Consider the following 15,505-nt stretch of genomic DNA (forward strand, 5'->3'; position numbering starts at 1 on the left):
GTGATACCCAGATCGACTCCCACCGCGCCTTGGTTTTCGGCCGGCGGCAGGTGCAAGTGTGCAGCGTCGACGGTGATACTGACGTACCAGCGATCCGCTATACGCGACACCACTGCGGAGACAATACGGCCTGCAAAGCGCAGCGTTTCGCGCATGCGTATCCATCCCAGCTTGGGAATGCGGATGCGCCTGCCGTCAACGCGGAACTGGTCATTGGTCAGCGTAAAACGATCATCGCGCCCCTTGCGCCGGAATGTCGGGTAGCGGGCGCGTCCTGCAAAGAAATTCTGGAACGCGCGGCCCAACTGCATGATGGCCATCTGCGGCGCGTTCTTGCTCACTGCCAGCATCCAGGGGAACTGCTCGCGCTTGATGGCATTGAGTTGACGCCGCAATGCCGCCTCGTTCGGCCTGGGCAGCGTGGGCATGGTCTTGCACGCCTCGTACTGGCGTTGCCACTCGGCCAATGCCCAGTTGTAGGCGAAGCGCGCCGTGCCGGCGGCGCGCGCAAGGCTGGTGGCCTGCACGTTGTTCGGGTCAAGCGCGATGCGATGGGCTAGAAGCATTGCTTCCTTGGCGGATCAAGGTGAATACCCGAAAGGAGCGCTGCGACATCGTAGCGGCGCGGGCCTCCCTCAGTTCTCGTCGGCGCGAGCCGCCCTGCCGCTTCCCAGCGACGCAACGTGCTGGTCGAGACACCGAATGCCTTGGCAGCAGCTCCAATGGGAACAAGTTTACTCATATGCATATGACTACATATGTTCGAATGAGTTCCTCGCTAACTGTTAGAACCCCAACGTGTTCCAGCGCGGGCGAAAGAATTCGGGAATGCCGAGCGTCAGTGCCTGCCACGAGCCGAATACGCGCCGGGTGCGGTCGTCGAGTGGCGCCGGCAGCTGCAGCGACAGGCGGCGCCAGAAGTCGCGCAGCGCCGGCGCGGCATTGCCCGGGTTGGACGCCACGATGGCGCCGTTGAAGGCGCCGATCGAGACCCCGGCCACGATGTCGGGCCGCACGCCCCCCTCTTCCAGCGCTTCGACCACGCCGCACTCGAAGGCGCCGAGCGCGCCGCCACCCTGCAGGATCAGCGCGGTCTGGCTCGGGATGCGGGTCAGCGCGAAGCCCGGTTCCTGCAACCGTTCGCGCGCCCAGCCGATATTGGTGCGGTAGCGGATCAGGGATTCGATGGCGCGCACCTCGGCCGCCGGACGGCCGGTGGAAAACAGCGCGCGCGGCACGTCGCGCTCCAGGAACAGGCAGGCCCACGAATCGGGATGGCCGGCCGCGGCGCCGTCGCCGCCCTGGCCGATGCGGGCATGGCAGCGCGCGCCCTCGGGCATGCCCAGGAACTGGAAGCCGGTCTCGAACAGCTGGCACGAGAAATACGGCACCTCGTCGTAGCGCAGGCGCTGGCCCAGCATATTGCGCGCAGCCAGCCGCCCCTGCTTGAGCGCATTATCCCAGTGTTCGATGCGGTGCCGGCGCCGGAACACCGGGTCGGCGAAGTTGGCCACGTCGCCGGCGGCGAACACGCGCGGATCCGCGCTGAGCAGGTATTCGTCGACCACGACGCCGTCGTCCAGCGCGATGCCGCTCCCTTCCAGCCAGCCAAGTTCGGGACGCACGCCGATGCCGACCCCGACCAGCGCGCACGGCAGGCGCCGCCCGCCGCCGGTGCGCACCGCGCGCACCCGCCCCTCGCCCTCCAGCGCAGCGACTTCGTCGAACAGCACCTCGACCCCGCGCGCCTGGAAACCCGCGCGGAAGTAGTCGCTGATGCCGGGGTCGCCCAGCTTCTCGAACAGAGCGCTGCGGCGCGCCACCACCGTCACCTGCAGGCCGTGCTGCACGAAGGCGGCGGCCATCTCGAGGGCGATGAAGCCGCCGCCGACCACCACCGCCCGCCCCTCGCCGGCGCGGGCTGCGTCGATCGCGGCGCGCAGCGCCAGCGCGTCGGCCATCGTGCGCAGGTAGTGCACCCCGGCCAGGCCGGCGCCGGGCCCGTCCAGCCGCAGCGGACGGACACCGGTGGCGATCAGGAGCTGCTCGTAACGCAAGGCGCCGCCGCCGTCGGTCTCGACGCGGCGCGCGGCGCAGTCCAGCGCCAGCGCGCGCACGCCCTTGAGCAGGGTGACGCCGTTGTCGCGATAGAAGGCGGCATCGAGCACGCCGGGAAACGGCGGCCGGGCGCCGGCCTGCAGAAAACGGGTGGACAGCGGCGGCCGGTGGTACGGCGGCTCGGGTTCGTCGCAGACGATCACGATGCTGCCCTGCGCGCCCTCCTGGCGCAGCGTCTCGGCCGCCGTGGCCGCCGCCAGGCCGCCCCCGATCAGCAGATAGTCGGCATGCCGCACCGCGGCCGGCGCCTGGCCAATGGCCGGCATGGAATGCGGCGGATGCTGGTCGGCCACGGCGTCGCCCCGTTTCGATGTGAAAGGCGGTTGGACCCGCCGCCGCGCACGGCGTTCATTCCCGCGCCCGCCTCGCGCGGCGCGCCATCCGTGACGTCTTTGCAACAGTAGGATGTGAATGAGATGAAAATGATCGCGCTCACATTTTGTTCTGCGCGCAGCCCCCGCGAGCACGGCGCCATAGGGAAAACGCGGTCCGGGCTTGTGTTAACCGAATGGAATTCTCCCTCTGAGCGCGCATGTCGGGCGCACCGCCGGAAGTATTTACCGAACACGCGCAGCAAATAATGGTTGCGCATAACATTTGGTGTTATATTATTTGACAGGTTGCACCATCGCTGCCACCGGGACTCCGGCAACCGGATGGTGGACAGCGGTAAAAAAGCAGAGATAGCCCCGGCAGATGGGCGCTGAACAACAACGACGGAGACAACAAATGAGGCAATTCAACAGGACGGCGATCGCCGTGGGCGTCGCACAACTGTGCTGGATGTCGGCGGTATTCGCCCAGGATACCGCGCCCGCAGCGCCGGCCGCCAACTCCCAGGTAGTGACCATCACCGGCCAGCGCGCCGCGCTCAACAGCGCCCAGAACATCAAGCGCAATTCCGACGAAGTCGTCGACTCGATCGTCGCCGAAGACATCGGCAAGCTCCCCGATAAATCGATCACCGAAGTGCTGCAGCGCGTGCCGGGCGTGACCATCGACCGCACCATGTCGCGCAGCGACCCCGAGCACTTCTCGGTGGAAGGTTCGGGCGTCTCGATCCGCGGCCTGACCTGGGTACGCTCGGAACTCAACGGCCGCGACTCGTTCTCGTCGACCGGCGGCCGCGCCCTGAACTTCGAAGACGTGCCGCCGGAACTGATGGCAGGCGTCGACGTCTACAAGAACCCGTCCGCCGAGCAGATCGAGGGCGGCATCTCGGGCCTGGTCAACCTGCGCACCGCGCTGCCGTTCGACATCAAGGGCCAGCGCATCTCGGGCAGCGTCGAAGCCACCTATAACGAACTCAAGAAGAAGACCGACCCGGCCGGATCGTTCCTGTATTCGAACCGCTGGAAGACCGGCATCGGCGAGATCGGCGCCCTGGTCAACTTTGCCAAGTCGCAAAGCGCGACCCGCACCGACGCGTTCCAGGTCGATCCTTACTTCCCGAACGCCAACGCCGAACCGGGCCGCACCGTCTGGCTGCCGCGCGGCGCCGGCTACCGCTCGGTGGAATACGACCGCGAGCGCACCGGCACTTATGGCGCGCTGCAGTGGAAGCTGGATAACACCCTGAAAAGCCACCTGACCTGGTTCCGCTCGAAGTACGACATGGAATGGACCGAGAACGCGTTGTTCTCGTCCGAAGGCACGCCGACCAACCTGCGCGTGAACAACGGCGTGTACGACGCCAACGGCGGTTTCCTGAGCGGCAGCATCATCAACCCGACCGACGGCTCGATCGAATACGGCAACAATGGCCGCCTGGCCACCCGCAATTCGTCGACCACCGACATCGCCTGGAACATCGAGTGGAAACCGGCCAGCAACTGGACCCTGACCTCGGACTTCCAGCACGTCAAGGCGCGTTCGCAGGGCTTCGACTCGATCATCAGCCTCGGCACCCTGCTGCCGGCGCTGAACCTGGACGTCACCGGCAACGTGCCGAACCTCCAGTTCAGCCCACAGCAGGTGTCGGCCATGGCCGACCGCAGCAACTACTTCTGGGCCTTCACCCAGGAGCACATGGACCGCAGCGTGGCCGAACAGAAGGCCTGGAAAGGCGACGTCAAGTACGACTTCGACCACCCGGTGCTGCGCGACCTGCGCGTCGGCGTGCGCCTGACCGACCGCGACGGCAAGACCATCAATTCGAACCCGAACTACCACTGGGTCGGCGTGTCGCAGCGCTGGATGATGCCGTGGCAGATCGCCAGCCTGGCCAACCTGAGCGATCCGCGCTTCCAGGCGCCGACCGTGGTCAACAACTTCCCGAACTTCTTCAACGGCGGCGCCAACGTGCCGGCGCTGGTGTTCCCGGCGCAGGGGCTGATGGCCGACTTCCCGAATTCGTACTCGCTGGTGCACAGCTTCCATGACCAGTTGTGTGCCGACATCGGCAGCACCACCTGCACCCCATGGACCCCGGCCACCTTCGGCGAAGCCAATCCGTCGGGCGACAACGAGCAGGCCGAGAAGACCAAGGCGCTGTACGGCCAGCTGCGCTTCGCCTTCGACGACCTGCGTTATCCGGTCGACGGCAACGTCGGCGTGCGCTACGTGAAGACCGATTCCAAGTCGTACGGCTACACCGTGTTCAATTCGACCTTCGTGGTCCCGCCGGGCGGCACCACCGGCCTGCCGGTGCCGGTCATCGCCTCCTACGCGGCGCGCCAGGACTACGAGAACAGCTACGACAACTGGCTGCCGAGCCTGAACCTGCGCATGAAGGCCAGCGAGCAGCTGCAGTTCCGCTTCGCCATCGGCAAGGGCATGGCGCGTCCGGACTGGGACCGCCTGCAGGCCTACACCACGCTGGGCCAGGACGTGAAGACCGAGAACGTCGGCTCCGGCGCAACCCAATCGGCGATCGTCACCTCGGTCGGCCACACCGGCGAATCGGTCGGCAACCCGATGCTGCGCCCGACCACCTCGCGCAACATCGACCTGACCGCGGAATGGTACTTCGCCCAGGCCGGTTCGCTGACCGTGGCGCTGTTCGACAAGCGCCTGAAGGACATCATCGTCACCCAGAACTCGACCTACCAGCTCAATGACGTCAACGGTCGCGCGGTCGATTTCACCGTGGCGACGCCGGTGAACGGCGCACGCGGCACCGCGCGCGGGCTGGAACTGGCGTACCAGCAGTACTTCGACAAGCTGCCGGGCTGGATGTCGGGCTTCGGCGTGCAGCTGAACTACACCCACGTCAAGAGCAAGCGCGACCTGTACAACCCGGTGTTCTCGGAATACTGCAGCAGCTCGAGCGGCGGCGCGGCCAACCTGAACCTGAACCTGAACGGCTGCGACACCGACGGCCGCGTGTTCGGCGACCTGCCGCTGCAGTACCTGTCGCGCAACTCGTACAACTTCGCGGCCCTGTACGACAAGGGCCCGTGGTCGGCGCGCCTGGCCTGGAGCTGGCGTTCCAAGAGCCTGCTGGGCAACAACAACAACGGCACCAACGGCAGCAACGGCGTCGACAGCAATCCGGCCAGCCCGACCTTCGGCCAGAACGTGATCGCGTGGGGCTTGCCGGTGTGGGCCGACGACTACGGCCAGCTTGACGGCGGCGTCAGCTACAAGTTCAACGAGAACTTCCGCCTCGACTTCCAGGCCCAGAATCTGACCGACGCCAAGTACAAGCAGGTGACCACCCAGCACATCGGCGAAAAAGGCCGCGCCTGGTTCGTGACCGGCCCGCGCTACAGCGTCCGTCTGGGCATGACGTTCTAAGTTCGTCGTTACCGGCGCCGGCGACGCTTCCCGTTCGATACGGGCGGCGCCGCCGGCGCGTCGTCGTTTTTCCAGGATCGTCATTCATGCAGAACACGGCTTTCTCGTCGCTCGACACCCTCGTCTTCTTCGTCTACTTCGTCATCGTGGCCGGCTACGGCTTCTGGGTCTACAAGCGCAAGCAGCGCTCCACCTCCGCTTCCCACGACTACTTCCTGGCCGAAGGCTCGCTCACCTGGTGGGCGATCGGCGCCTCGATGATCGCGTCCAACATCTCGGCCGAGCAGTTCATCGGCATGAGCGGCTCCGGCTTCAAGATGGGCATGGCGATCGCCGTCTACGAGCTGATGGCCGCCTTCACCCTGATCCTGGTGGCGGTGTTCTTCATGCCGGTCTACCGCAAGAACCGCATCTACACGATGCCGCAGTTCCTCGAGCAGCGCTATAGCGCCAGCGTCTCGACCATCATGGCGATCTTCTGGCTGTCGCTGTACGTGGTGGTCAACCTGACCGCGATCCTGTACCTGGGCGCGCTGGCGATTTCGTCGATCGCAGGCATCGACCTCTGGGCCTGCATGCTGTTCCTGGCCGTGTTCGCGGTGGCGATCACGCTGGGCGGCATGAAGGTGATCGGCTACACCGACGTGATCCAGGTGTTCTGCCTGGTGGCCGGCGGCCTGGTGACCACCTGGCTGGCGCTCGACCTGGTCGCCGCGCACAACGGCGGCGGCGGCGTGCTGGGTGGCTTCAACCACCTGCTGGACGTGGCGCCGGGCCACTTCGACATGGTGTTCGCGCGCGACAATCCGAACTACCTCGACCTGCCCGGCCTGTCGATCCTGATCGGCGGCATGCTGATCGTGAACCTGAACTACTGGGGCTGCAACCAGTACATCATCCAGCGCGCGCTCGGCGCCGACCTGCACACGGCACGCAAGGGCATCCTGTTCGCGGCCTTCCTCAAGATGCTGATGCCGGTGATCGTGGTGGTGCCGGGGATCGCGGCCTTCGTGCTGCACCAGCAGGGCGCGCTCGGCGCCGCCATGGGGATGGGCGCCGACGTCAATCCCGACCGCGCCTATCCGGTGCTGCTGGCGCTGCTGCCGTCGGGACTGAAAGGGATCGCCTTCGCCGCCCTGACCGCGGCGGTGGTGGCGTCATTGGCCGGCAAGGCCAATTCGATCGCCACCATCTATACCTTCGACATTCACAAGAAGCACTTCAACAAGGACGTTTCGGAACAGCGCATGGTCTGGATCGGGCGCATCACGGTGGTGGTGGCGATGCTGCTGGCGGTGATCATCGCGCCCTACATGGGCATCGACAAGAAAGGCGGCTTCCAGTACATCCAGGAATACACCGGCTTCGTCTCGCCCGGCATCCTCGCCATGTTCCTGATGGGCTTCTTCTGGAAGCCGACCACCGCCGCGGCGGCGATGTTCGCGACGGTCGGCGGCTTTGTCGGCTCGATCATCCTCAAGGTGCTGCCGACGATGATGGACCTGTCGTTCCTGGCGCCGATCGGCTTCGCGGTACCGAATGCCGCCGGCGTGTACGAGATCCCGTTCGTGGACCGGATGCTGATCGTGTTCGTGGCGGTCATCATCGGGATGGTCATCATCAGCAAGCTGTTCCCGAAATCGGTGGCGGAACAAGGCAAGCGTGTCGAAGTCGATGCCCGCATGTTCAAGGTGCAGCCGGGCTTCGCGCTCGGCTCGGCCATCATCTGCCTGGCGCTGGTGGCGATCTATGCGGTGTGGTGGTAGGCTGCTGCGCAGTTAGTAAGACATCAATCACTAAAATAATTAACGTCAAGGAGACCGAAGTATGAAGAAAAGCCTGCAGACCTCGCGTTGGGCCATCGCCCTTGCTGCCGCACTCGCGGTGCAATGCGCACAAGCGGCCACTCCCGCTGCCCCGCTTGACGCGGCCCAGCAACGCGCCGCCAAGCTGGTAAGCCAGATGACGATCGACGAGAAAATCAGCATGGTCTTCGGCTACTTCGGCACCGAGTTCCAGGGCAAGCAGCCGCCGAAAGGCGCCCTGCCCCAGTCGGCCGGCTACCTGAACGGCATCGAGCGCCTCGGCGTCACCCCGCAGTGGCTGACCGACGCCGGCATCGGCGTGGCCTCGCAGCCCGGCAAGAACACGCGCGAGCGCACCTCGCTGCCATCGGGGATCGCCACCGCCGCCACCTGGAACCCGCGCCTGGCCTTCGAAGGGGCGGCCATGATCGGCAAGGAAGCGCGCCTGTCGGGCTTTAACGTCATGCTCGGCGGCAGCGTCAACCTGGCGCGCGAGCCGCGCAACGGCCGCAACTTCGAATACACCGGCGAAGACCCGCTGCTGGCCGGGATCATGGCCGGCGAACAGATTCGCGGCGTGCAGTCGAACCACGTGATCTCGACCCTCAAGCACTATGCCTACAACGACCAGGAGACCGGCCGCAACCACGTCAACGTCAAGATCAAGGATCCGGCCGGGCGCATGTCCGACCTGCTCGCGTTCCAGATCGCGATTGAGCGCGGCAACCCGGGCTCGGTGATGTGCTCGTACAACCGCGTCAACGGACCCTATGGCTGCGAACACGACCACCTGCTCAACAAGGTGCTGAAGGGCGACTGGGGCTTCAAGGGCTACGTGATGTCCGACTGGGGCGCAACCCACTCCACCATCCCGGCCGCGCTGGCGGGCCTGGACCAGCAGTCCGGCTACCCGTTCGACAAGTCGCCCTACTTCGACGGCGCGCTGAAAGAGGCGGTACAGAACGGCCACGTGCCGGAAAGCCGCCTGGACGACATGGTCAAGCGCATCCTGTGGGCGATGGCCGCGCACGGCGTGCTGGATAACCCGGTCAAGGTGCAGGACAGCCAGATCGACTACACGGCGCACGGCAGGATCTCGCAGGCGGACGCCGAAGAGGCGATCGTGCTGCTGAAAAACCAGGGCAACGTACTGCCATTGTCCCCATCGCTGAAACGCATCGCCGTGATCGGCGGCCACGCCAACAAGGGCGTGCTGTCGGGCGGCGGCTCGGCCCAGGTCTATCCGCGCGGCGGCATGGCGGTGCCGAACGAAGGTCCGGAAAGCTGGCCCGGCCCGATGGTCTATTTGCCAGGCTCGCCGATGAAGGCGCTGGCCGCGCGCAACAAGGCCAGGTTCAGCTGGCACGACGGCAAGGACACTGCCGCCGCGGCGAAAGTGGCGGCGGACGCCGACGTGGTGCTGGTGTTCGCCACCCAGTGGACCTCGGAGGCGGCCGACGTGCGCACGCTGTCGCTGCCGAACAAGCAGGACGAACTGATCGCGGCCGTGGCCAAGGCCAATCCGCGCACCGTGGTCGTGCTGCAGACCGGCACCCCGGTCACCATGCCTTGGGTGAACGAGGTCGCCGGCGTAGTCGAAGCCTGGTACCCGGGCACCAACGGCGCCGAGGCGATCGCGCGCGTGCTCACCGGCGAAGTCGACGCGTCGGGCCGCCTGCCGCAGACCTTCCCCCTGTCCGAGAACCAGCTGCCGCGCCCGACCATCGACGGCATCGACCTGCCGAAGGACACCCGCTTCGACGTCGACTACGACATCGACGGCGCCGCGGTCGGCTACAAATGGTTCGACCTGAAGGGCCACAAGCCGCTGTTCGCCTTCGGCCACGGTCTGTCGTACACCAGCTTCACCTACACCAACCTGAAAGCGCAAGCGGTCGACGGCAGCATCCGCGTGACGTTCGACACCGCCAACAGTGGCGCGCGCGCCGGCAAGGCGGTGCCGCAGGTGTACGTGTCGAAGGTCGGCAGCGGCTGGGAAGCGCCGAAGCGCCTGGGCGGGTGGGACAAGCTGGCTTTGAACGCGGGCGAACGTCGTGGCAGCACCGTGACGGTCGATCCGCGCACGCTGGCCGTATTCGACGGCGCGACCAACCGCTGGAAGATCGCGGCCGGCGAGTACAAGGTGATCCTGGCCTCGGCCGCCGACGCGCCGGCACAGACGGTGACGGTGCGCCTGGCGGCGCGCGAGTTCGCCGCCGGAGCGCGCTAAGGCTCGGCGATGGCGGCGTTCCGGCGCAAGGCGCTCGTCGCCTTCCTGATCCTGCTGGCGCTCAGCATCGTGCTGGGCGTGGCTGGCTACCGGCGCAGCTTCCTGGAAGCGGCGCTGGTGCCGACGTCGGATGCAGCGACGCCGTGGCGCATCCGCGCCGGCGCCGACGCCTCGCCGGGCGGGCGCTCAGAGACGCGCATGCTCGACGACGGGCGCCGCCTGCGCGTGCTGCTGAACGTCGCCGGCACCGCTTCGATTGCCTACGCCGAAGCCAACCTGTTCTTCGTGGACCGCGCCGGCCGGCCGGTGCATGCCGACCTGTCGCGCTACGCCTCGGTCTCGTTCGTGGCCACCTGCGCGCCGGGCAATACGCTGTCGCTGGTGGCGCCGACGTTCGAACCCAAGCTGTCGCGCCGTGGCGACCTGCTCACCTACCGCGCGCCGACCGCGTTCTTTTCGTGCAGCGAGCACGGCACCCGGGTCGAACTCGACCTGACCCGGATGGAGACGCCGCAGTGGTGGTTCGCGATGTTCGGACTCGACCTGTCGTGGCGCGAATACCGCCTGGACCAGGTGCCGAAACTCGCCATCGGCAGCACCTTCCAGAGTCCGCGCGACACCGACCTGCTGGTCGACATCAGCGGCTTGAGCCTGCACGGACGCGACCTGCGCTGGGTCTTCGTGCCGGGCGCGCTGATCCTGCTGGCCTGGGCCGCTTATGGATTCTGGTTCTTCCGGCGCCACGCCGCCGAACTCACACGTGACGTGCAGGACCGCCTGCAAAAGGATTTGCCGATCGTGGCCTATCAACAGCTGTCATTACAACCCCACCGCGACCGCGAAAAGGCCGCCATCCTGCGCGTGATCGCCACCCGCTACGCCGACGCCGAACTCGATCTCGAGAGCGTGGTGAACGAAACGGGCGTCAACCGCAACAAGGTCAACGAGATCCTCAAGGCCGAACTGGGATTCACCTTCAGCGGCTACCTCAATAAACTGCGCCTGACCGAGGCGGCGCGCCTGCTGGCCGACAAGGACACCGCGACCGTTTCCGAGATCGCCTACTCGGTCGGCTACAACAACGTTTCCTACTTCAACAAGCTATTCAAGGAGGAGTACGGGTGCACGCCCAAGGCATTCCGTGGCGCGCTCGGGGCGCCCGAGTCCACGGTTGTGGCTAACACGGGCGCCACCAAAGCTTCAACTATCCGCATGGAGCAGCAGTTGCAGCCTTGAGTTCTAGCCGCGCATGCGCGCTGGCCGTATCCTGAAGCTTCGCTTTCCATCACGAGAGAAGAAGATGAACCAGGAGACAAAACAGGTATCACCACGCGCCGCCGGCGCCACGATCAAGGCCGCCGTGCTGGCTGCGCTGATCGCCCTCCCGCTCGGCGCCTTCGCCCAGAACCGCGCCATCGACGTCGACGTCAAGCAGGTGCAAGGCCCGCTCGACCGCATGTTCAACCTGTCGGTCGGCGCCGGCCGCGCCAACGAAGGCCTGCGCGCCGACTGGCAGCAGCAGCTGGCCGAGATCAAGCGCGACGCCGGCTTTCGCTACATCCGCTTCCACGGTCTCCTGACCGACGACATGGGCGTGTTCAAGATCGACGCCCAGGGCAAGGAACAGTACAACTTCCAGTACATCGACGCACTGTTCGACTATTTGCTGAGCATCGACGTCAAGCCGTTCGTGGAACTGGGCTTCATGCCGAGCGCGATCGCCAGCGGCGCCAAGACCATCTTCTGGTGGAAGGGTAACGTCACGCCGCCGAAGGACTACGCGCAGTGGAGCCGCCTGGTCACTGCGCTTGCCAGGCACTGGACCGAGCGTTACGGCCGTGAAGAAGTCGCCAAGTGGTACTTCGAAGTCTGGAACGAGCCGAACCTAGACGGGTTCTGGGCCGGCACCCAGGACGAGTACTTCAAGCTGTATGCCCACGCGGCGCGCGCGGTAAAAGGCGTGGATCCCTCGTACCGCGTGGGCGGTCCTGCCACCGCCGGCGCGGCCTGGATTCCCGAGATGATCGCGTTCGCCGACAAGAACAAGGTGCCGCTCGACTTCGTCAGTACCCACTCGTACGGCGTCGGCCAGGGCTTCCTGGACGAATTCGGTACTCATGGTACGGTGCTGAACAAGGACGACATGGCGGTGGCCAGCGATGTGTTCAAGAACCGCAGGGAAATCGGCGCCTCCGCTATGCCGAAGCTCGAACTGCACTACACCGAGTGGAGCTCGTCGTACACGCCGGCCGACCCGACCCACGACAGCTATCACCAGGCGGCCTACATTCTCAAGAAGCTCAAGCAAAGCAGCGGCGCGGTGCAGTCGATGTCCTACTGGGTGTTCACCGACATCTTCGAGGAACCGGGTCCGCGCTTCGAAGCCTTCCATGGCGGGTTCGGGTTGATGAATACGCAGGGGATCAAGAAGCCGGGCTACTTTGCTTATCAGTTCATGAACCAGCTGGGCGCAACGGAGCTGAAGAATGTCGACAAGGATTCGTATGCCACGCTCGACGAGCGTGGCGGGGCCCAGGTGCTGCTATGGGATTACACGCATACGCTGCCGGAGAAGACCAATAACCAGCAATTCTTCATCAAGGACCTGCCCCCGAAATCCAAGGGCACGGCTCAGGTGACGATGCGCGGCTTGAAACCGGGCGCGTACACCATGATCGTGTCGCAGGTCGGGTACAAGCAGAACGATGCGTTCACGGCGTATATCGGGATGGGGTCGCCCAAGCAGCTAACGCGCAACCAGGTCGCTACGCTGAAAGCGCAGGCCACCGGCAAACCGTCGCAGCAGAAGACGGTGCAGGTCGGCACCGACGGCAAGTTCAGCACCGCGCTGCCGCTGCGTGAGAACGATGTCTATCTGCTGCAGCTGAACGCGTCAAAATAGTTACCATTTTCGGTTGCTGCGATCTTCGAAACCGTCATTCCCGCGAAGTCGCGAACCGAGGATTGTGCCGCAGCCACTGCGATGTGTGCTATTGAAAGTGCGGGCAAACTTGGGTACGCGCCTGCGCGGGGAGTGACCGCAACCAGTGGGAATAATGACGGTCTTTGGGACAAGGCAGATATCTGCGTGATCGGCAGTTCGTGCAAGCTCCGGTCACCACCCCATCTTCTTGCGAGTAATACCGTCGGCATCTCCGCGTCTGCCGATGCTGCTTCACCCGCCAATGCTGCCCATGACCTGGTTCACAGCAAAACAGCGTTCTGATCCGCTTCTCTTCACCTTTCTCCAGGTTCGCAGCCATTTCCACATCGTTATACGCCATAGCGCTTTGTTTAATTTCTTCTTGGAAATATAATAGCTGCTCTTCTCGACTACATCCCTAATAATGCCAAGAAACCACGCCAACCGCGCCATCATCGTCCTGGAATGCCCCTGGGAGCTCGACGCGAGAGATGCGAATCGGAGCAGCGTGCTGCCGTTTCTCGAGGGTGTGGCCAAGCTTGCCGGAGACACTGATGTTTTGCATGCGAACTTCTACGATGAACTCAGCCTCATCCATGCGTACAATTTCCTGGCGAAATCGCGGCACAAGAATGCCATTATGTACATTGCCGCGCATGGCGCACATGGCCAAGTCGGCAACGTCGAATTGCTGAATATCTTTGCCGCGGCCCAAGTGATTGCAAAACAGTGCAATATTACGGGCGTATTGATTGGCTCTTGCTACGGCGGTGAATGCAGTACGACACTGGAGACAGGCATCCAGAGCAGCCAGCTGCGTTGGTGCGCAAGCTACGCGTCAAGCGCGAACTGGCTGCAAGGGACCCTGATCGACTGTGCGATCATCGAGTCGATGCTGGATTTGCCGTCGGCAGCGTACAAGAAAAGCGAGAAGATCATCGACCGACTCGCGTCTGCGCTCAGCCCGTTCTCCCCGAGCTATCCCATTGGAGAAGACTACCAGGAGCAACCGGTATCGCTCCGAGACTCGCTTCAGTTCGTCATCCAGCCTGAGGGCAAAGGCCGGCGGGCGCGCAACGTCAGCCAGGAGATTTTCGACGTGCACGCGCAGTTCCAGCTCGGCAGCGATGAAGGGGACGACAGTTGACGCGGGTACTGATCGTAGCGCTTGGAGCGGCGTCAACACCGCTGATGGAGGCATGTCAGGTCGCTGGCGAACTCGCTGACCGGTCAATGATTGCGTTTCAAGAAATCGCCCTCGACACGCAAGCCGCGCTGAACGCGCCGATTCCACCATCATTCGCCCTTTCCTGGATTTTCGTCGAACGATCCGCGCTCGATGATCCGGCATTGCACGCATGCCAGCAGCGATTGAGCCGTTTTGCCCCAGTGACCATTGCCGTTCATGTATTGGAAAACGAACCTGCCCTGGTTCCAGACTTGCCGTTCAAGGGCAGCGCGATTCTACAGCCTTACAGCGACACGACATTTCCCTTGGTCGCCAGCTTGATACGAAGCTTTGCAGCCAAGTAAGGAGGCGCGGCCGAGCCAAGCATCAGCCGGCCCGGAACAAGCAATCGCTCGCTTCAGGCTCACCAGCTCATCTTCTTCCGGATCATCGCGCTCAGGATTTCCGCATTCGCCTGATGATGCTTGACCCGGGGGTGCTGGCCATAACCGGTAAACGGGAAGAACACGGTGTCGATCCGGGTGTCGCCCTTCTCCCACAGATTCTTCACAGCAGTTCGAATGTATCCCGGCCATGGCGAGCCTTCCTTGGTCGCTTCCATGCTGCCCAGCGCGCACACGATGTACGCCTTCGGATACAGGCTGCGGATCCGCGCCACGAACTTCTGGTACGCCGCAACGCGCTGCGCATCGTCCGGCTCCGGCTGCAGCTTGTGATCGCGCCCGATCAGCCACGAGTCGTTCTGCATCAGGTTGATCACCACCACGTCCGGCGTCCACTTCGAGAATTCCCACTTGCTGTCGTTGTCGCCGACCGCATTCGACTGGTCATAAAAATCCGGCATGGTGAACGGGAACCAGCTGATCATCACCCCGATCCCGCTCTGCGAGGTGATGTGCGCCTCGGCCTTCAGTGCGCGCGCCGTGATCGACGCATACGACATGTACGCGTTCTTGTCCTTGGCCAGGTCGTCGCGGCCATCGTCGGGCGCCTCGTTGCCCATGCCGCTGGTGATCGAGTCGCCGAAGAATTCAATGCGGCGTGACGGCCGCGCCGGCGGCGGCAGCAGTTCGGCCTTGTCGTCCAGCTCCAGGCCTTTGAAGACCGTTGGCCCTTCCGCGCCTTCGGTGCGCTTGAAGATCCGGAAGCTGTGCTCACCCGGCGCCAGGCCGTTGGCGACCACGTACGTCTTTGTGCCCTTGTCGGCCTGCAGGATGATCGGCCGCTCGGTCTCGCCGTCCAGGAACACGTTAAAGAAATTTTGCCCGCGCTCGTCGTCCAGCACGATCGCCAGCGAGGTGCCGCTGAAGCGGCCGCTGATCTCGGTGCCGGCAAAGCTCAGGGTCGGTCCCCTGGCGTAGCTGCTGTCGATGCGGCCCGTGTACTGCAGGTGCTTGTGATCCGGCGCGATGGTGGTGGCCGCCGGCGCCGGCGCCAGATGTAGCAGGCCGGCCAGCGCCAGGCCGAATGCGAATGAAGTTTTCATAAGTTGCCCTCAAATG

General features: G+C 64.5%; 11 protein-coding genes. 7 read left to right on the forward strand and 4 right to left on the reverse strand.

From position 1 onward, the window contains the following. From QPK27_RS15895 to QPK27_RS15900, 3 genes are all read right to left on the reverse strand, one after another. A partial coding sequence (locus QPK27_RS15895) for a transposase (protein ID WP_290419227.1) occupies nt 1-566 on the reverse strand: 566 nt, incomplete at its 3' end. Next, nucleotides 557-748 (reverse strand): MerR family DNA-binding transcriptional regulator, encoded by a 192-nt coding sequence (locus QPK27_RS25500; RefSeq protein WP_374047077.1) that lies wholly within the window; start codon nt 746-748, stop codon nt 557-559. The genes QPK27_RS25500 and QPK27_RS15895, both read right to left, overlap by 10 nt. A gap of 37 nt (nt 749-785) precedes the next feature. Continuing rightward, the gene (locus tag QPK27_RS15900; protein ID WP_290419228.1) at nt 786-2,384 is read right to left on the reverse strand and encodes an FAD-dependent oxidoreductase; all 1,599 of its coding nucleotides are present in this window, start codon (nt 2,382-2,384) and stop codon (nt 786-788) included. A gap of 463 nt (nt 2,385-2,847) precedes the next feature. On the opposite strand from QPK27_RS15900, the gene QPK27_RS15905 reads away from it, so the two are divergent. The 7 genes from QPK27_RS15905 (at nt 2,848) to QPK27_RS15935 (ending at nt 14,347) form a co-directional block, all read left to right on the forward strand. Beyond that, nucleotides 2,848-5,856, forward strand: coding sequence for a TonB-dependent receptor (locus QPK27_RS15905; RefSeq protein WP_290419229.1), 3,009 nt, complete (start codon nt 2,848-2,850; stop codon nt 5,854-5,856). 86 nt (nt 5,857-5,942) lie between these two features. Further along, nucleotides 5,943-7,622 carry a sodium/solute symporter gene (locus QPK27_RS15910; RefSeq protein ID WP_290419230.1) on the forward strand — a complete coding sequence of 560 codons (1,680 nt, stop codon included), beginning with the start codon at nt 5,943-5,945 and terminating at the stop codon, nt 7,620-7,622. A 61-nt stretch (nt 7,623-7,683) separates the two neighbouring features. Beyond that, the gene (locus tag QPK27_RS15915) at nt 7,684-9,891 is read left to right on the forward strand and encodes a glycoside hydrolase family 3 protein (RefSeq protein ID WP_290419231.1); all 2,208 of its coding nucleotides are present in this window, start codon (nt 7,684-7,686) and stop codon (nt 9,889-9,891) included. Nucleotides 9,892-9,900: 9 nt separating this feature from the next. Beyond that, nucleotides 9,901-11,127 carry an AraC family transcriptional regulator gene (locus QPK27_RS15920; protein ID WP_290419232.1) on the forward strand — a complete coding sequence of 409 codons (1,227 nt, stop codon included), beginning with the start codon at nt 9,901-9,903 and terminating at the stop codon, nt 11,125-11,127. A 64-nt stretch (nt 11,128-11,191) separates the two neighbouring features. After that, nucleotides 11,192-12,793, forward strand: coding sequence for a glycoside hydrolase (locus QPK27_RS15925; protein WP_290419233.1), 1,602 nt, complete (start codon nt 11,192-11,194; stop codon nt 12,791-12,793). A gap of 529 nt (nt 12,794-13,322) precedes the next feature. Beyond that, nucleotides 13,323-13,961, forward strand: a complete 639-nt coding sequence (locus QPK27_RS15930) for a hypothetical protein (protein WP_290419234.1) — start codon at nt 13,323-13,325, stop codon at nt 13,959-13,961. Next, a complete protein-coding gene (locus QPK27_RS15935; RefSeq protein WP_290419235.1) occupies nt 13,958-14,347 on the forward strand; it encodes a hypothetical protein in 390 nt (129 codons plus the stop codon). The genes QPK27_RS15930 and QPK27_RS15935 overlap by 4 nt, the downstream gene beginning before the upstream one ends. A 59-nt stretch (nt 14,348-14,406) precedes the next feature. On the opposite strand, the gene QPK27_RS15940 is transcribed toward QPK27_RS15935, so the two are convergent. Beyond that, complete coding sequence (locus QPK27_RS15940; protein ID WP_290419236.1) at nt 14,407-15,489, reverse strand: SGNH/GDSL hydrolase family protein; 1,083 nt, start codon at nt 15,487-15,489, stop codon at nt 14,407-14,409. Nucleotides 15,490-15,505: the final 16 nt, after the last annotated feature.

Origin of the sequence: Massilia sp. YIM B02443, from assembly GCF_030411955.1 — a bacterium.
Taxonomy (GTDB): Bacteria; Pseudomonadota; Gammaproteobacteria; order Burkholderiales; family Burkholderiaceae_D; genus Telluria.